Raw genomic sequence first — 17934 nt, 5'->3', positions numbered from 1 at the left:
TTATGTTTATCAACTGAATGCGGAGTATCCGAACATGCCAAAGATGAAGACTAAAAGTGGTGCTGCTAAGCGGTTTCTGAAAACTGCTAACGGTATCAAGCACAAGCACGCTTTCAAGAGCCACATCCTGACCAAAATGTCGACCAAGCGTAAGCGTCAACTGCGCGGTAGCAGCTTGCTGCATCCGTCTGACGTGGCAAAAGTCGAGCGCATGCTGCGCCTTCGTTAATTTTTGGATCAAGAATAGAGGAAGTAACTCATGGCTCGTGTAAAGCGTGGCGTCATTGCCCGTAAGCGTCACAAAAAAATTCTGAAACTTGCTAAAGGCTACTACGGCGCGCGTTCACGCGTATTCCGTGTTGCCAAGCAAGCGGTAATCAAGGCAGGCCAATACGCCTACCGTGACCGTCGTCAGAAAAAACGTCAGTTCCGCGCTCTGTGGATCGCTCGTATCAACGCTGGTGCTCGTGTTAACGGTCTGTCCTACAGCCGTTTCATCGCTGGCCTGAAAAAAGCGTCCATCGAGATCGACCGTAAGGTTCTGGCTGATCTGGCAGTGAACGAAAAAGCGGCGTTTGCTGCGATTGTCGAGAAAGCTAAAGCCACCTTGGCTTAAGTACCCCCGACAGTCACCCTGGGCTACTCCTGTGGCCCAAGGTGTTAAACGTCATAAATAGGGGAAGAGCCTTCAAGCTCTTCCCCTATTTTGTATCTGGAGTCTGTACATGGAAAACCTGGACGCGCTCGTCGCTCAAGCTCTTGAGGCTGTGCAAAGCGCTGAAGATATCAATGCCCTGGAGCAAATCCGGGTTCACTACCTTGGCAAAAAGGGTGAATTGACTCAGGTGATGAAGACCCTGGGGAATTTGCCGGCTGAAGAGCGTCCGCAAGTCGGTGCGCTGATCAACGTCGCCAAGGAGCGTGTCACAGAGGTTCTCAATGCGCGCAAGGCGTCGCTCGAGGAGGCCGAACTTTCGGCCAAGCTCGCCGCCGAGTCCATTGACGTAACCTTGCCTGGCCGTGGCCAGGCCTCGGGCGGTCTGCATCCGATCACCCGGACTCTGGAACGTATCGAGCAGTTCTTCACCCATATTGGCTACGGCATCGCCGAAGGCCCTGAGGTCGAAGACGACTATCACAACTTCGAGGCGCTCAACATCCCAGGCCATCACCCGGCCCGGTCGATGCACGACACCTTCTATTTCAACGCGAACATGTTGTTGCGCACCCATACCTCGCCGGTACAGGTCCGCACCATGGAAGCGAACAAGCCGCCGATCCGCATCGTCTGCCCAGGCCGTGTGTACCGCAGCGACTCCGATATTACCCACTCGCCGATGTTCCACCAGGTCGAAGGCCTGCTGGTCGATCGCGATATCAATTTCGCCGACCTCAAAGGCACCATCGAAGAGTTCCTGCGGGTGTTCTTCGAGAAAGAGCTGGCGGTGCGTTTCCGTCCATCGTTCTTCCCGTTCACCGAGCCTTCCGCCGAAGTCGACATGGAATGCGTGATGTGCAGCGGTAAAGGCTGCCGCGTCTGCAAGCAGACCGGCTGGCTGGAAGTGATGGGCTGCGGCATGGTTCACCCCAACGTGCTGCGCATGTCCGGGATCGACTCGGAAGAGTTCTCGGGCTTTGCCTTCGGCATGGGCGTTGAGCGTCTGGCCATGCTGCGTTACGGCGTGAACGACTTGCGTCTGTTCTTCGACAACGACTTGCGGTTCCTCGCGCAATTTCGCTAGTCGTAACGAATCTTTAGGAGAGCAGGATGAAATTCAGTGAACAATGGCTGCGTGGCTGGGTAAGCCCGCAGGTAAGCCGCGACGAGCTGGTTGCTCGTCTGTCGATGGCCGGTCTTGAGGTCGATAGCGTTACTCCGGCCGCCGGCGTATTCAGCGGTGTGGTCGTGGGAGAGGTGCTGAGCACCGAGCAGCACCCCGATGCCGACAAATTGCGTGTGTGTCAGGTCAGCAATGGCGCGCAGACGTTCCAGGTCGTGTGCGGAGCGCCTAATGTGCGCCCGGGCCTGAAGATCCCGTTCGCCATGATCGGCGCCGAACTGCCGGGCGACTTCAAGATCAAGAAAGCCAAGCTGCGTGGCGTTGAGTCCAACGGCATGCTGTGCTCCCAGGCGGAACTGCAGGTGGGCGAGGGCAATGATGGCCTGATGGAGCTGCCGGCCGACGCGCCCGTGGGCCAGGACATTCGTGTCTACCTGGAACTGGAAGACGCCAGCATCGAGGTCGACCTGACCCCGAACCGCGGCGACTGCCTGTCCCTGGCGGGTCTGGCACGTGAAGTAGGCGCGCTGTACGACGCGCCCGTCACCCGGCCGGTGGTAGCCGCAGTTGCTGCGGTGCATGATGAAGTGCGCTCGATCGAAGTACTGGCACCCAACGCGTGCCCGCGTTACCTGGGGCGTGTGATCCGCAACGTCGACCTGTCCAAGCCAACGCCGCTGTGGATGGTTGAGCGCCTGCGGCGCGCCGACGTGCGCAGCATCGACGCCGCCGTCGATATCACCAACTATGTGATGATTGAACTCGGCCAGCCATTGCACGCGTTCGATCTCGCCGAAATCAATGGCGGCATCCGTGTGCGGATGGCGGAAGAAGGCGAGAAGCTGGTTTTGCTCGACGGCCAGGAAGTCAGCCTGCGTGCCGACACCCTGGTGATCGCCGACCATTCCCGCGCCCTGGCGATTGCCGGCGTGATGGGTGGCGAACACAGCGGTGTGTCCGCAACCACGCGTGACATCTTTCTTGAGAGCGCATTCTTCGACCAGATCGCCATCGCCGGCAAGGCCCGTTCCTACGGCCTGCACACCGATGCGTCGCACCGCTACGAGCGTGGCGTGGACTGGAAACTGGCGCGTGAAGCCATGGAGCGCGCCACTGGCCTGCTGCTGGAAATCACCGGTGGCGAAGCGGGCCCGATCACTGAAACCGTCAGCGAACAATACCTGCCGTCGATTGCACCGATCACCCTGCGCGCCAAAAGCGTTGAGCAAATGCTTGGCCTGGTGATCGAACCAGCGGAAATCGAGCGTCTGCTTTCGGCCCTCGGCCTGGGCATTGCCGCCGGTGAAGCCGGACAGTGGCGCGTTGAGGTGCCAAGCCATCGCTTCGATATCAGCCTCGAAGTCGACCTGATCGAAGAACTGGCCCGTCTCTACGGCTACAACCGTCTGCCGGTTCGCTACCCGCAAGCGCGCCTGGCGCCGCAACCCAAGGCCGAAGCGCGCGCGCACCTGCCTGAGCTGCGCCGTCTGCTGGTTGCCCGTGGCTATCAGGAAGCGGTGACCTACAGCTTCATCGATCCTAAGCAGTTCGAACTGTTCAACCCAGGCGTCGAGCCGCTGTTGTTGGCCAACCCGATCTCCAACGACATGGCTGCCATGCGTTCGTCGTTGTGGCCCGGCCTGGTGAAAGCACTTTCCCACAACCTGAACCGCCAGCAAGACCGCGTGCGTATGTTCGAAAGCGGCCTGCGTTTCGTCGGCCAGCTGGATGGCTTGAAGCAAGAGCCGATGCTTGCCGGTGTTGTTTGCGGTAGCCGCTTGCCGGAAGGCTGGGCCCAAGGCCGTGATGCAGTGGACTTCTTCGACGTTAAAGCGGACGTGGAAGCCGTATTGGGGTTTGCCGGAGCACTGAACGACTTCTCGTTCGTGCCAGGTAGCCACCCAGCGTTGCACCCGGGCCAGACGGCGCGCATCGAGCGCGAAGGTCGACTGGTGGGCTTCGTCGGTGCCCTTCACCCGGAACTGTCGAAAACCCTCGGTCTCGACCGTCCGGTCTTCGTTTTTGAACTGGTCCTGGCCGAAGTCGCTTTGGGCAAGATGCCGAAATTCAGCGAGCTGTCGCGCTTCCCGGAAGTGCGTCGCGACCTGGCGCTGATCGCCGATCGTGAAGTGTCCGCCACGGCCGTTCTGGATGTCATCCGTGAAAATGCAGGCGAATGGCTGACGGACCTCAGGCTATTTGACGTCTATCAGGGTAAAGGCATTGATCCGCATAGAAAAAGCCTTGCAGTTGGCTTGACCTGGCAGCATCCATCGCGCACTCTTAATGACGATGAGGTGAATACCACGACACAAAATATCCTCACCTCGCTCGAACAAAGGTTGAACGCCACGTTAAGGAAGTGACGTATGGGGGCTTTGACGAAAGCTGAGATGGCGGAACGTCTGTACGAAGAGTTGGGTCTGAACAAACGCGAGGCCAAGGAATTGGTCGAGTTGTTCTTTGAAGAAATCAGACACGCTCTGGAAGACAACGAACAGGTCAAATTGTCCGGTTTCGGCAATTTTGACCTGCGAGACAAACGCCAGCGGCCTGGCCGCAATCCAAAAACGGGAGAAGAAATCCCGATCACGGCTCGCCGTGTGGTCACCTTTCGTCCAGGGCAGAAGTTGAAGGCCCGAGTTGAGGCTTATGCTGGAACCAAGTCATAACGACGAGCTACCCGTCATCCCAGGCAAACGCTACTTCACCATCGGTGAAGTCAGCGAGCTCTGTGCGGTAAAACCGCATGTGCTGCGCTATTGGGAGCAGGAGTTTCCTCAACTCAACCCCGTCAAACGCACCGGGAACCGTCGGTATTATCAGCGCCAGGATGTGCTGATGATCCGACAGATCCGTGCATTGCTGTACGACCAGGGGTTCACCATCAGCGGCGCGCGCCAGCGCATGTCCGGTGATGAAGCCAAAGACGACACCACCCAATACAAGCAACTGATCCGCCAAATGATCTCCGAACTCGAAGATGTGCTGGTGGTTCTGAAAAAATGATTCAGGCTTTTAAAATACTTCCACATTTCAAAAGCTTGCGGTATATTCCTGATCGCTTCATTGCGAAGCGAACCCAGTAACACGCCTAGTCGGGGCGTAGCGCAGTCCGGTAGCGCACTAGCATGGGGTGCTAGGGGTCGAGTGTTCGAATCACTCCGTCCCGACCATATTTTTCAATGACTTAGCCCGGTTCGGAAACGACCGGGCTTTGTTGTTTCTGGGATTTGATCATTTTGGTCACCGTTGGGTCACCGTTAGCAAAAAGCTCTTAAAGGGCCATTCGGGGCTTCGTCGCGTTGAAACCTGTCAAGTCTGATCAGTTCTGATTGTATTGGCTGCGATCTTTTCCTTTTCGCGAATTTTCTATTGGGGGGCTAGCTGACATCGACACGACTAGCTGTCTTCAGATTTTTTCTGATCACCACCAGAAGGATATGACAAATTAGGGCGAGGCCGATCACCAACTGCTTACGGTGGATGTTTTCGTCCTGCAGCTGGCAGAGTTCCCGTGCCTGTCGCAGCAGTGAGGGCGGGTGGAGCCAGTCAGATGGTCTCAGGAGGCAGGGCAAGCGTGAACCCATCACGTCGCATTGCTTGAGCTGAGATCGTCGCATGATAAGCGTTGTGGGAGGTCGATTTTTCTGGTGTTCGGAGGCAGGCCCGAACCGGGTAGTCAGGCAAAGCTCGAAGCGACTGGCAAAGTAAGCTTTCTCGAGGCTCGTCACATTGAATAGATTCGATGTAGATGTGCGCCCATCCATCGTTAGTGCATGTAATGGCTGAGGCTATGGGCGCTTAAAGTAAAGCGCCCGGTGAAAACTTCCTTTTAACTACTCATTTTCATCTACGGCTACACTGAAGCTGAGGTCTTTTATCATTAGCGCGCCTGGAGTTACACATTCAGTGGCGTTAATAAATAGCTTGCCAGTGCTGAAGTGTTGGGTGTACTCCACCCTCCATGTGAAGAGCTGCTTTTCTTCGGTGTTTTCACCCCGCGATATAGCGAAGAACGAAGTTTCGAATTCGACGTCGTCCTCATCATAGGCTTGTTGACTTGTCTGAATAGTATCACCTTGCTTCAAAGTGTCGGAGTCAACTCGAAACTCCTCATTTTGAAGGCTAATCACGGCCTCACCCACACTTTCGATGTAAAACGCCATCCGATTTCACTCCTTGGTTAGAGTGGAATTGTAATGGTGAATCAATGGATCAAGCCAGTATTTCGAAAACTGGTACTCAAGCCGGTCTGTCCCTGATCAGTCGGGGGCAGATGTCGGCTTTTGGCAAAGCCGACATTTGGACAACCATCGTCAACAGTCTTACTAATCAGAAACCGGCTAACCCTTGAGCCGATCCTGCCGCTAGAGACCGAGCTCATCCATTGCAAGGAGCAACTTGGCACCCTGTATGATCCGGTCAGTAGCATCTATGCCGTTTTCCTGTGGCACTCGATATATCTGGTCACTGCCGATGTTGAAGCTTGCACGTAAGTCCTCCATATTCCGTGCGAGTTCAGGGTCGTCAGGTAAGTTTTCGAGTTTCCATCCGTCGTCGACACTTTCGATGGTGACAGTACCACCCGTTCGTTCCAGCCCGCGACTCAGGGTTTCGTATCCATAAAACCAGAGGTTGTTGTCTGGAACCTTCAAGCCGCTCGTGGTCGCCACCGCCGAGAGATAGGGGTCGCGGTAGTAACTGCGCATGACTGTCTTGTCCAGCATGCAAATGCTGTAGCCACGTTGGCTGATGGCATAGCGGCCCGAGTTACCTTCACGCATGCGCGGGTACTTGACCAGGTAATAACGCCAGTCCAGCACGTGGTCGCGTTCGCACGCGGTGAGGAACGCCTGCTGAATCTCTTTGAGTACGGCGAGATCGTTACCGCTTTGCGCGACCTGATCGAGTAGTTCGGTAAGGGGTTGTACCAACTCGGGACTCTTTCTGCTCGCAAGCAGATCCCGCCAGACTGCTTCACTGCGCGGCGAGCCGAAATCGAAAAATCGGTAGCCGCCATAACGATCCTGCTTGCGCGAATAATCGCCCAGCGAGAGCAGTGCGCCGGTCAACTGTGGCCAACAGTGAGCATCTTCGAACAAGGTAAGAAACGCTAAGGCACGTTGGGCAAAAATTGCAGGGTCCAGAGCTGGGTCGAGGTCGAACACGGCCAGTGCGCCGTGCAGCACGCTGTTGTCTTCCAGTTGGTAGACCGCTTTTCGCAGCGACGGGTGGGCGGCAAGTAGGTTGATCTTGTCCTTTTCGTTCGCGATCTGCTTCTGATTGAAGGTCGATACGCCGTCCAGGGTTCCGTCGACTATGACACGGCGTACATCTTCCAATAAGGCGGGCATGTTCTGGGCGCGCATCTCACCGCCACCGGACGCTTCGATCAGGTTGCGCACGATACGTAACTGTTCAGGGAAATCAGCGGTGTTGTGCATGCGATGCAGCAGCACTGCGTAGAGCAGAAGGCTATGAGCCTGACTCCACTCGGAATCCCCGTAATGCCGGCAGCAACCACCGAAGAGGTCGATGCGGCTCTGGCCGGGCTGGGTGCGCAGAGGATTGAACAGCAGCAGGGCCGATGGGGATCGAGCGTCGGCTGCACGCAGCCAGGTGTTGAAGGCATCACTCGTGTCCAGGTCGACCCAGATATCGAAGGCTGCAAACAGGTAGTTCAGGTGCTCGACCGCCTTCGCTTGGTCGCTGGCAAACAGGCTTTGTGCCAACTGATCGAGGCTGGCCTTGCTGTCGGCGCGATTACCCTCGCGCCAGGCGCAAAGGTCAAACACAAAACGGAAGTAGCGCATGAATTGATCATCAATAAGCTGATCAGCGTCCTTGTAAGCCCAGATGACGTCCGTCCACACGGTATCAACCCTGTGTGCGAAATCGTCGGCTTGTGCAGGACAGGCGCTTTTGAGCAACGTCTCGAAATGCGCTTTGAAGTTTTCGAACGGCGTCAGCGGCTTGCCGCGAGAGTTCATCTTGATATAGAGATCGTCATTGAGCTTGTTCTTCACCACCGGCAGCAGGTGGAAGCTGATTGCCGGATGGTCGGTCGCGGCAAGACGTTCCCAGGCAGCAGCGAATGCTTCGCTGCTGGCGCTGGCAAAACGCTGTTCCAGCGCCTGCAGCATGACCAGCATGGCACGGATACTGGAGTCATGTTGCCACCCGTGAAAATACCAGGGCTGATCGACAATCCAACCCTTCAAATCGGTCTCGCCAGCGGGTGGTCGATAGTTGGCCAATGCCTCGCAGAACTGTCGGGCACTGGCGCGGGTGGCGTAGGTGAAGTTGCGCCATGCTTGCCCTTCGATGGGCTCGCCGGCCTGCCAGCTCAGGTACCAGTGCAGCAGGAACAGCGTGGTCAGGCGTTGTTGGCCATCCAGGGGATAGAGGGTGCCGTCCACGACATCGCCATAGATGAAATCCAGGCTGATGGGACGGTCGTCATGCATGACGGCATCATGCAAGGCGTCGACGAAGTCCTTGCGGATTCGCTCCACCGATGCGCCATGACGGCCTTGTGCATAGTCGCGCTGGATCAGCGGGATTTCGATTCTTTGGATTCGATGAGTCGCTTGCAAGTTTTTGTCGAAGAGTGAAATGTACGACGTGAGTGTGTGGTTCATGCCATTTTCTCTTCGTTCAGGAAATAGGGCTTGGCGATCTCGAGGATTGTATCGAGGTAATGATTGCGATCCTGAGGGCCCCAGAAATGGTTCTGGTGCGCGTTCGCCGGGGTGTAGTACTTGAGGAATACATTGCGCGTGCACACCGGTATGTAGCCTCCCTTTCGGTCTACATCCAGAAGCATTTGCCGCTTGGCCTCGAACACTGCGTTGCTCAGCAGGCTGTTGTCCGACCTCGACAGCAGGGCTAGGTTGGCGATGGAGTGCAGGCCATGAGCAGAGGCAGTCTGCTCGTCGGGCGCATTGAAAGCGGCGACGACACGACTGGCCAGGTCTTGAAAGGTGTTGCCAAAGTTCTGCGCCGTGCCGACTTGCTCAAGCGCTGTCTTCAGTTCCTCAAGCAGCTGCGACTGTTGCGGGACGGTATCGGGCGCCAGCTCACTGAGTGCGGTCAAATGCAGCCTTAACCAGGTTTGCCATTGTTCGGCCTTGGTCAGGTTCTCGGCATCCTGCGCATGGATGTGCTCCAGCGACCATGCCGTATCGGTGTGCATGTGGAAGGGGAAGCGTTGGTTGGCGTGTGGCACCCGGCGCATGGTTTCGACATTCACCAGCAACAGCAGGTTCAGCAACTTGTCGTAGTGCTTTCGGTCGTCATAGCTGAGCACCTCCACGTCCGAAGCTTTGAGGCTCAGTGACTCTTGGATGCGGTGATCCAGGTCCTGTTCGAATTGACGTTTGCTCTGGTTTGCGGACAAACGAGCCAGTTCTCCGAAGTCCGTCCCTGTGAGTACCAGATAACCCACCTTATGAAACAGGTTGCGGTTGTTGAACCAGCCAAGCATCAGGTCATGCAGGTTGAGAACCTGCAGCCAGAATGCCAGTGGGTCTGTTTCGATATCCGGCCGCAGAGACTCGAAGGTATGGTAGCGGGTCGACTTGCGTGACTGGCTGCCGGATACCAGCGAATCGAGCAAAAGGCTGATCCTGGTTGGGTAGCTGTCGGTAACCTTTGGCGAACTGCCACAGATGAAACCCCACAGCTCGGGGGCATGGAGATCGCGCTCGATGATGTCCCATTGGCTGGCGACCTCGGCGGCTCGATCGGCATGCTCGACCTTGATCCTGGACAGCAGCAACGCTTTGACCAACTCCGCATCCGTCAGCGGTATCCTGCCGACGTTCAATCGAGTGAACAGGGCCGTGGCATCCATGTCTTCGGGGGCCTGATACCAGATCACCGCGACTTTCTCGAACAGCGCTTCGTAGAATTTGTTGGCCGCGAATTGAGTGCGAGCACCGTGTTTATCGAACCACTGGCCAATACAGCGATAAGCCCTGTGCAAATGGAAGTAATCGATGTTGCTGTCGTAGTCTTCCAGATCCTCATCGCCGAGCCTTTCGAGAAATGTTGCGCTCCCTGGGCGGGTTTCGTAGTTCAGTGAATAGGGCAGCGGGGCCTTGTTCAAACCCGTTTTATGCATGTAGAGCAGTATCAGGTAGATCGTGGTCAAGCGCTGCTGCCCATCGACCAATTCCCATTGACATGTCTGCGCCGTAGAGTCTCGTGAATGCTGTTTGACCACAATGGGCTGTAGGTTATAGGGCTGGTCCAGTTCTGCGGTTTTCAACGCCTGCCAGATGTCGTTCAGCAGGCGGTCCACATCCGTAGTGTCCCAACGGTAGCCACGTTGGTATCCAGGCACCCTGAAAACACCAGAAATATCGCCTACGAATTTGCTAGCCAGCGTTGCTGCAGTCAAATCGACACTGTGTGAGTCCAAGCAAAGTTCTTCCATGATTTACGATCTCGAATCGGGTGCTGGGTAGGCATGGGATGTTTGGCGCTTCGCGTGGATTCAATCACCCAGTGCGGCTCATTGCCATCATTTTGACTGGCGGATGGGCAAAATCCATGAAACTCAGCCTTCCAGGCGTCCACCCGACATCCCGAATGCCTATGTCTGGTCAGTGGCAGCACGTTTGGGTAGCCATGTCCAAAGCACTTACGCAATTGCATCGGATCTGCGGTCCGGGCAATTAATCGCCCGCGTATACACTCGCTGCTCGACGAAGCGTTTCGCGCACGTGTGCTCGTATTACTGGAGGGGCGAGCACTTCAATGTCGCCAGCATTGCTGAGCAGGAACAGGCGCAAGCCTTGGGTGTCGTGGAGGGTGCAGCTCAAGTCCCATCGGTCGTCGGCGTATTGCACTACAACCTGGTCTTCAGCCAGCGGGTTCTCGGTAAGCCGATTGTGCAGGTTGGGGCTAAGACGTAGTTTGAGTTGGATGGGACTTTCGCCGTGTATCGTCATGAGGTGCTTTTGGACCTCAAAGGAGTTGACGTCGTAGCTGGCCGGGCCAGGTATTTTCTGCCAACTCGTCTTGACCTCTACCATTCGATGCAGCATGAGGGCGCACATCGACTTGGGGCCGTTACTGCTGTACTTGCCGCGGTAGGTGTCTGACGCGGGTGGATCCGACTGCGGCCACTGCTCCTCGAGCACGTAGGCAGACAGATAGACGTTTGAATCCTGATAGGAAAGTGCCAAGGGTTTAAGTAGGTAAATGCACTCAACGCCTCCGGCGTCTCTTGGAAGGTAGGTCACCTCAAGCGAAGCATCGTCCAGAATCGCCCCTTGGATAAGGTCGAGATGCGCAGGGTCATATTTACCGGGTTTGAGCAGCGTAAAACGGGTCCCCGAAGTGATTTGCTGCGTCCAGGCGACAGTCCGCTTGGAGTGCTTGGTTATTTCCGTGGTTGCGTATTCGCGTAGCTTGGTCAGTTGTTCCGTATGTGGTGGGAAGCCGAAGCGCTCTGCGTGGTCGAAAATAGCGGCCAACGTCATTGCCTCTGTGGGAGAGAGCGTCAAGTCGAAGCTGCCCCGACCGGTTTTCCAATATTTTGATTTCTTATCTGAGCCGGTTTCACCCTGAGTTACCAACTCGGCTTCGGTCAGAGCTTCGAGGTCTCGCAGTGTGGTTTTTACATGGAGGCTGAAATCATTGAACCACCGACATAGTTCAGTGTGGATATCCGCCGTCGACAGGGACTTGCCTTCGCGTTGAAGAATTTTGCGCAAAGCGGTACGGCGTCGGTGATGATTTATCATTGCTGAAGCTCAGGGACAAAAAGTGGGTTTATCTGCTGGGACTATGTACTGGCTGACAAGCAATCCTGCGACTACATGTGTCAGCCCACAGGAGCATTTCATGAACGACCAAACCTATCTAGCCCTTCCTGACGTTTCTGGGTTCATCAGCTGGCTGGCCACTGAGCTCGATTCACAAGTGCACTTTAATCATCAATATGTCAATCGCAAGACTGATGAGAAATGGTCATGTAGCAGCCTGTACAACGCCTTCGAAAACTACCGTTGGAACCATCCGGGTAATGCCCGCTTAGGCTTCAATCGAGGGTTTTGCTCCAGCAGCAACGGTATCGCTTTGTCTGCCCTGCGTCAGGACTTGGTGAATGCTTGTGGGAGCGACTCGCGCACTCTAGATGCAGCCGTCGACGTGATGCGCTGGGGCGGTGTAACTGCCCACAATGTGGATTGGCTGAAGAAGAATGAGCTCGGGCTTGGCCGCATGTTGCAAGACGTACAAGCTGCGATAGTCGCCGGCGACAGCCAGGCACCTGTCTTGCGTTCGAAAAACCTTCGTTTCAACTCTGGGATGACCAAGGTGTACTCCTTGCTCTGCAAAGACTTCATCATCTACGACAGCCGCGTTGCCGCAAGTCTGGGCTGGATGGTCGTAAAGTTTTGCCTTGCATACGGATTGTCCAAGGTTCCTGAAGGGCTGTGCTTCCCTTGGGCCGCTGCCAAGGAAGGAGAGAATACGCTCGCTCCCAAGCGCCGCGACCCTGGTACCGGCGGGCTCAAGTTCAAGGTCTTGCGCTCAGGCCATCATCACGCAATGTGGAATATGCGCGCCAGTTGGGTGCTGAGTGCGGTCCTGGCGCATCCAAGCGCCGCCGGCAGCCGCTTCCATTTGGTGCCCACTCCGAATGACCCGCTGCGTGCCCTGGAGGCTGCACTCTTCATGATTGGCTACGACCTGGGTGATCAGCGTCTAGCTTTAGCGGCTTAAGACCTGATCGACAACTTCCTTTCGTTGCTTGACGGGGAGGTCATTCTAAATGAGTGAGGTGCAGGATGCGCGACATGAATCCGTTGCAGGCTTTGATTATGCAGCTCGCCGCTGACGGCATCAGCGCTGGTGACTTGAGAAAGGCCGTGATGCAGGCATGCCCAAATCTTTGTGATGCGAAGTATCAATCCACGCTATTTGGCCTGCAGGAGGCCGATAGCCTTATGGGCCAGGAAGTGGGCGGCGAGTGGTGCTTCACAGCAATCGATAAAGCTGCCCCGGGCTACCCTCACCCGGAGTACAGCGCTGAATTTGCCGAGAAGATCTTGGCCGCATCATGCGGGGAGTTTGTCGAGATCAGCGCAGACGATTTGCTGGCTCAGCTGGACGAGATGCTGGCAAAGGCTCGCGCCAAGAACCCGAACACAGGAACGTAAACACCCGGCAGTCCAGTGGTCATTAAGGATGCGGTGTTTAACGAACATCAACTGTGTATCAGTCAGAAAGGGGGGGCTTGATGGACATCAAGTCCGATTTTGTGTCCGTCGAACGGGATGAGTTCGATGGCCTCACCACGATTGAGCACCTGCGCCACTGCCGGCATCGCTCCGGCATGTATGAGATTACCTTCTCATGGCGCCGCAATATCCGTCCTGCTTCAGACCGCATTATTCTTGATGTGGAGATCAAGACCACTCGCTCAGGCAGCTGGTTACCATCTCAATTGACCCTATTGGTCGACCGTCAACGGTTTGACTTGAAGTACCAGACAAACAGAAGCAGCGAATATCGCGGGGGTAGCTTCTACGAAATCGGCATGTTTTTCATCGAGCCATCTCAAAAGGTTCTTCGCTGCCTGTGTGATGCCAAAGTACTGAAGCTCAAGCTTCAATCTGACGAGAAAAATGAGCATACGGTTCTTCCGGACGAATTTTGTGCCCAGCTACAGTTGCAGGCTCAGCAGTTCTATAACAACGCTTTCGATGGTGACGAGTATTTGTCAGCCGTCAGTGGCGTAGCTGTACGGACAGAAGACACAACGTTCGCTGAACAGATTGCCAGACGAGAGTCGCGCTATCGGCAATTGTGCAGGTATCGACTGCTCTGGGCTGTACTCTGGGGCAGTTTTTTTGGTGAGCTGTGCGTGCTTGGCGCGTTCGAGATCATCACGTTCTCGGCCAAGTCGGCGGACCAGTTGATCATCGCTGGAGTGCTCAGCGCCTCAAGCTGGCTAATTCCCCATATTCAGATCCTTTGGATCGAACACCAGAAAAACAAAGAGTGCCCCAGTTGTCACCATAGAGCGATAAAGATGGTCCGCTCTCATGAGGCGGTTTATCAAGTCCGATCCGTGGAGCATCTTGTCATCGAAAGATTGACAGGGCAGCGCAAGTCGCGGCAGGTGACCGTGACAGACCATGAGGTGAGTCAGGATTTCGAGTGCAAGGACTGCCGGCATCTATGGACGCGAGGCTATATTGCTCGAGGTTTCTAAGACATCCTGTCAATGAACGGCATCGCTAGGCTCGGATCTGATTTCGGCTAACGACTCATCTTGTCGCAACACGCTGTAGTCTGGAATAAGTGCCAACAGATTGAGGGGTTTCTATGGTCAGGCCAGTGCGTCCTTTCACCATGCGTTGCAAAGATTGTGGCTGGAGCCAAACGGTTATCCCGCTCAGTGATGTCTTGCGATTCGAAGACTGTCCTGAGGTTTGCCCGCGTTGTAAAAGTCGGGATGTAAATATGGAACAAGCCACGGCCCTGGAAGTGGCCGTGGCGAAAGTAAAGCGATTATTTGGTTAGCCCTGAGCCTGAAACTTTGCCTGGCGGCTATAGCGGACCATTCAGTTCTTTTACTTTGTATACGCCAGGCTTGACTCGCAGGTACTTTGCTTCGGCACCCTGTTCGACATTGTAGCCGCCGGCTCCCGTCTGCTCGTCCTGCGCGTAGTTGGCGATGGTCGTCCCGATCGTCGATTCCATAAAGAACTCGAATCCGATACGATATTTTTCAACCAGCTTCTGCTCTATAGAGCACATGACCCGACGACGTTCGCTAGTCAGTTCTTGCACTTCAAAGGGTTCGCTCAGCGCACCGTTGCGCACTTCCAGCAGGATTGATTCATACAGCGTCATGCTTTTTTCCTTGTGATGTCAGCGGCCGAGATCAACCCGACCGCCGTGATTGGTCGTTTACGCGAATGTGGAATCACGTCGGCGGCTAAAAAACCTGAATCGCTCCCGCGGCCACCGGCAGAAAGAGCCATGCGGCGATGACAGGCCGACCCGATGCCGCCTCAATCGCTTGGGCGTAAGCATCAAGCTGACCAGCATGTTCCTCGGCCAATCGCTCCCACTGGGCTTCGGGCGCCGGGTTGGATTTGTGGTCAATGAGCACCCAGCCATCTTTTGTGTCCAGCAGAAGATCGATCCGACCATTGAGCACCTGACCCGAGCGCAGCAACTGTTGCACCGGGTACTCAGCCATGGCTTTGGCCTCTGGCCAGCGGGATTCGATCCAGGCGTGCAAGGCCAATTGCTGTGCGATGACCTGACTGGCATTCACGTGCTCGTGCACTGCGTGGCTCTGCAACAGGTCCTGCACTTCGTCTAAGGTGAGGGGGCAGTTGGGGTCAGTGAATGAAAGGCACAAACTGGCATGAATGGCCGTTCCCAATACACTCATTTCCGGGCTGCCTTGGAAGGCGATGCGAGTGCCGATCCGGCATGTATTGCGGGCTGCGGTGCTGGTGCGAGCGCCACCGCTGGACGGTTGGAAGCCCAGTGGCAAACGAGGCTGGATCGCTTGTACCGGGGCAAACCAGTGCAGATTCTGTTCAATCACCGCCACGGGCACAGGTGAATCACTGGCAGTGAGCGTTTGGCAATCGGCGCGCAGTTCTTTTCCATTCGGCAGCTTCAAAGTCGACAGCCCGGGAGGCGTCATCAACCAGGGTGCCTGGACAGTGTCGAGCCACTCTCCTGTGATCTTTCTACTCGAACGGGCAATGACCAGCAGGTCTCGGGCGCGGGTCATGCTCACGTAGAGCAGGCGCTTTGCTTCTTCAACGGCTTCAGCCCGGCACGCCAGGCCCATGGCGGTCTGTTCGAACGTTTCGCTCAACGGAACCGCTTTCTGTTTGCCCAGCGGCCATGGCCAGTAGCGGATAAAGCGGTCATGCAATGGTTTATGTGGATCGAATGCGCTATTGGACTGAGCCGAGACTGACCATAACCGGTCGCTGATATCGCGTGCCAGATCCATCAAAATCACGACCGGCCATTCCAGACCTTTGCTGGCGTGATGAGTCATCACTTGAACGGCATCCAGCGCAGGAGTGGCCAGTGCATCATTTTTGGCGTTGGCGATTTCGTCCAGCCACAACAACAGCCCGGAGATGGATGCCGCCCCTAATCCATTTCGACAGAGATCCTCATACTGCTGCGCCAGATCGATCAATGCATCAAGGTTGGCCAAGCGCTTTTGCGCCAGCGCTGTCGAGGTTGACCAGCCGGTAACACGCGAGGGTAAATCGCACTCGGCGATCAGGCGTTGCAACGCCTCTACTGGTGTCAGCACTGGCAGATCTGTGCGCAGTTGTGCAACGGCCGCCACAAGCCGGTGTTGCAAAAACTCGCCGAGGCTCAGTTCACGCCACTGCGCTTTGGGGTGTCCTGCATTGAGGTAGCGCAGGCGCTCGGCAACCCAGCTTTCCGGCCCTTCGGTTTCGGTTAACGAGATAATCTGTGCCGTTGCCAGGGTATCGGCCGGGTCGTTCAATCGGCGCAAACACGCCAGTGCCAGAGTTGCCTCTGCGGTTGCTAGCAGCCCTGGTTGTGCTGTGGAGCAGGGGATGCCCAGAGTAGCGAGGGCTGCTGCTACTTTCGCAACGTTACTGTGGGAGTAGCAAAGCACAGTGATATCGCCCAAGCGTACCGCTCGGGCTTCCTGGCGGGGTTTATCGAATACCTGATAACGGCTAGCCAGTAGTTGGCCAATCCCCTCGGCCAATGCGTTGACTTGCAATTCGGCATTTTTGCCGTCCAGTACCCAATTGGCGAAGGCTGGGCCGGGTAGTTGATCCGTGCGGGTCGGTATCAGCTCAACGTCCTTTGTTTCCAGGCTGTTGGCGAAGGCTTTGTTGAATACATCGTTCGCCAGTTCGACCAGCTCGGTACGTGAGCGCCAAGAGTTAGGCAATACCTGTTTCTTGCCACCCATATCGGGCAATGCCTTGAGGATGGCTTGCATCAGCGCACAGTCGCTGCCCCGAAAACCATAGATCGCCTGCTTGATATCCCCGACCCAGTAAACCTTTTTGGCAAAGCGTGAAAGCTTGAGGAATATCGCCAGCTGCATCGGGCTGGTGTCCTGGAACTCGTCGACCATGATCAGATCGAGCTCATCCTCGAGCACCTGCGCCACGGCTGGGTTGTCCAGCAACTTGAGCAAGGCATGTTCCTGGTCGGCAAAGTCCAGTACGCCAAACTCACGTTTGTTGTGTTCGTACACGTTCAATACATCAATGGCCAGGCCGAAAACCTGTTCGAGGTAGGCGCGGATGTCGCCATGTAGATCCGGGTGTTCGGCGTAGCGGCCAATGGTTTCAGAGAGGGTTGTTACCAATGGCTTGAGCTTTGCCTCAGGAGCTTCCTTCGCCAGTTTTGCCCAATCACTCCAGCGCGCGTTGCCTTGCTGCAGTTCATAGTGGAAGCGGGTAAGCAACGTTATGTAGGCTTCAGTGTTCTTTTTATCGCTGCCAGCTGCCTGTAACAGATCCAGTGCCTTAGGAATGCTGTGCAACAACTCGCCGTTCAAGTCGGCTGTGGTCGGTTTGGGGAAATGCTTCAGCATGTCGTTGGCATTTCGGTCAGCAAAACTACGGGACAGTTCAAGATCAATGTCGTTGGTGCGCAACTGACTCAAAAGCTTGCGCAACTCATCGCGCCAGTTGGTATTAGCAAAGTCGCCTTGTTGATTGGTGTCTTCAAGGCCCAGACGTCGGGCGACGGCGAGTAGATTATCCAGGCGTTCACAATCAAGGACCCGGTCAACCGCTTTGTTCAGTAGCAGGGCTGCCTGGTTTTCTTCCAACACACGTTGCTCGGGTGGCATGCCTGCTTCGAATGCAAAACGCTCAAGCAATTGCCCGCAAATACTGTTGATGGTCCCGATACGGGCTTGGCCCATGGCTGTGGCTAGGTTGATTTGGCCCTGCTTGAGAAGGTGGCTACGGACCCGCTCGCGCAGCTCGGCAGCGGCTTTTCGGGTAAAGGTCGTGGCAATCACACCCGAAGGCTGGACCTGCTGATCAAGCAACTCCTGGTGCAGTATTTCAGTAAGCCGGTGAGTTTTGCCGCTGCCGGCGCCAGCACTGATAAATGTGATGTGTGCGGTGGTCGACATTGT

The 17934-nt window shown here is 55.8% G+C and carries 15 protein-coding genes and 1 tRNA gene; 10 read left to right on the top strand and 6 right to left on the bottom strand.

The features are described from left to right. Window positions 1–34: 34 nt before the first annotated feature. The 7 genes from rpmI (at window position 35) to MOQ67_RS21510 (ending at window position 4957) form a co-directional block, all read left to right on the top strand. Entirely contained in the window at window positions 35–229 is a 195-nt protein-coding gene (gene rpmI / locus MOQ67_RS21540) for a 50S ribosomal protein L35 (RefSeq protein WP_002553160.1), read from the top strand. A 30-nt stretch (window positions 230–259) separates the two neighbouring features. Further along, window positions 260–616, top strand: coding sequence for a 50S ribosomal protein L20 (rplT, locus tag MOQ67_RS21535; RefSeq protein ID WP_002553161.1), 357 nt, complete (start codon window positions 260–262; stop codon window positions 614–616). Window positions 617–725: 109 nt separating this feature from the next. After that, the gene (pheS, locus tag MOQ67_RS21530) at window positions 726–1742 is read left to right on the top strand and encodes a phenylalanine--tRNA ligase subunit alpha (protein ID WP_198718383.1); all 1017 of its coding nucleotides are present in this window, start codon (window positions 726–728) and stop codon (window positions 1740–1742) included. 26 nt (window positions 1743–1768) lie between these two features. Continuing rightward, entirely contained in the window at window positions 1769–4147 is a 2379-nt protein-coding gene (pheT, locus tag MOQ67_RS21525) for a phenylalanine--tRNA ligase subunit beta (protein WP_017847665.1), read from the top strand. 3 nt (window positions 4148–4150) lie between these two features. After that, window positions 4151–4453: an integration host factor subunit alpha gene (gene ihfA, locus MOQ67_RS21520; RefSeq protein WP_002553164.1), complete on the top strand. Its 303-nt coding sequence runs from the start codon at window positions 4151–4153 to the stop codon at window positions 4451–4453. Continuing rightward, window positions 4434–4790: a MerR family transcriptional regulator gene (locus MOQ67_RS21515; protein ID WP_003174972.1), complete on the top strand. Its 357-nt coding sequence runs from the start codon at window positions 4434–4436 to the stop codon at window positions 4788–4790. Before ihfA ends, MOQ67_RS21515 begins: the two co-directional genes overlap by 20 nt. 90 nt (window positions 4791–4880) lie before the next feature. Then, window positions 4881–4957: transfer RNA gene (locus MOQ67_RS21510), tRNA-Pro, on the top strand. Window positions 4958–5620: 663 nt separating this feature from the next. Here MOQ67_RS21510 and MOQ67_RS21505 read toward each other — a convergent pair. The 4 genes from MOQ67_RS21505 to MOQ67_RS21490 all read right to left on the bottom strand — a co-directional run bounded on the left by MOQ67_RS21505 (window position 5621) and on the right by MOQ67_RS21490 (window position 11539). Then, window positions 5621–5950: a hypothetical protein gene (locus MOQ67_RS21505; RefSeq protein ID WP_032902045.1), complete on the bottom strand. Its 330-nt coding sequence runs from the start codon at window positions 5948–5950 to the stop codon at window positions 5621–5623. Window positions 5951–6151: 201 nt separating this feature from the next. Beyond that, entirely contained in the window at window positions 6152–8425 is a 2274-nt protein-coding gene (locus MOQ67_RS21500; protein WP_032902044.1) for a DUF262 domain-containing protein, read from the bottom strand. Then, window positions 8422–10224 carry a DUF262 domain-containing protein gene (locus tag MOQ67_RS21495; RefSeq protein ID WP_177032010.1) on the bottom strand — a complete coding sequence of 601 codons (1803 nt, stop codon included), beginning with the start codon at window positions 10222–10224 and terminating at the stop codon, window positions 8422–8424. Before MOQ67_RS21495 ends, MOQ67_RS21500 begins: the two co-directional genes overlap by 4 nt. A gap of 241 nt (window positions 10225–10465) precedes the next feature. Then, window positions 10466–11539 (bottom strand): helix-turn-helix transcriptional regulator, encoded by a 1074-nt coding sequence (locus MOQ67_RS21490; protein WP_032902043.1) that lies wholly within the window; start codon window positions 11537–11539, stop codon window positions 10466–10468. Window positions 11540–11639: 100 nt separating this feature from the next. Between MOQ67_RS21490 and MOQ67_RS21485 the strand changes: the two genes are divergently transcribed. From MOQ67_RS21485 to MOQ67_RS21475, 3 genes are all read left to right on the top strand, one after another. Next, a complete protein-coding gene (locus tag MOQ67_RS21485) occupies window positions 11640–12521 on the top strand; it encodes a hypothetical protein (protein ID WP_032902041.1) in 882 nt (293 codons plus the stop codon). 74 nt (window positions 12522–12595) lie between these two features. Beyond that, entirely contained in the window at window positions 12596–12958 is a 363-nt protein-coding gene (locus MOQ67_RS21480; RefSeq protein WP_233097144.1) for a hypothetical protein, read from the top strand. Between the two features lie 80 nt (window positions 12959–13038). Further along, window positions 13039–14016: a hypothetical protein gene (locus tag MOQ67_RS21475; RefSeq protein WP_177032009.1), complete on the top strand. Its 978-nt coding sequence runs from the start codon at window positions 13039–13041 to the stop codon at window positions 14014–14016. Between the two features lie 338 nt (window positions 14017–14354). On the opposite strand, the gene MOQ67_RS21470 is transcribed toward MOQ67_RS21475, so the two are convergent. Beyond that, window positions 14355–14660, bottom strand: coding sequence for a hypothetical protein (locus MOQ67_RS21470; protein ID WP_047227866.1), 306 nt, complete (start codon window positions 14658–14660; stop codon window positions 14355–14357). Window positions 14661–14745: 85 nt separating this feature from the next. Continuing rightward, entirely contained in the window at window positions 14746–17931 is a 3186-nt protein-coding gene (locus MOQ67_RS21465) for a UvrD-helicase domain-containing protein (protein WP_448675560.1), read from the bottom strand. Window positions 17932–17934 lie beyond the last annotated feature (3 nt).

The organism is Pseudomonas sp. LY-1 (assembly GCF_053502595.1).
The sequence above is the reverse complement of the archived record's forward strand: the minus strand, read 5'-3'. Positions and strand labels throughout refer to the sequence as shown.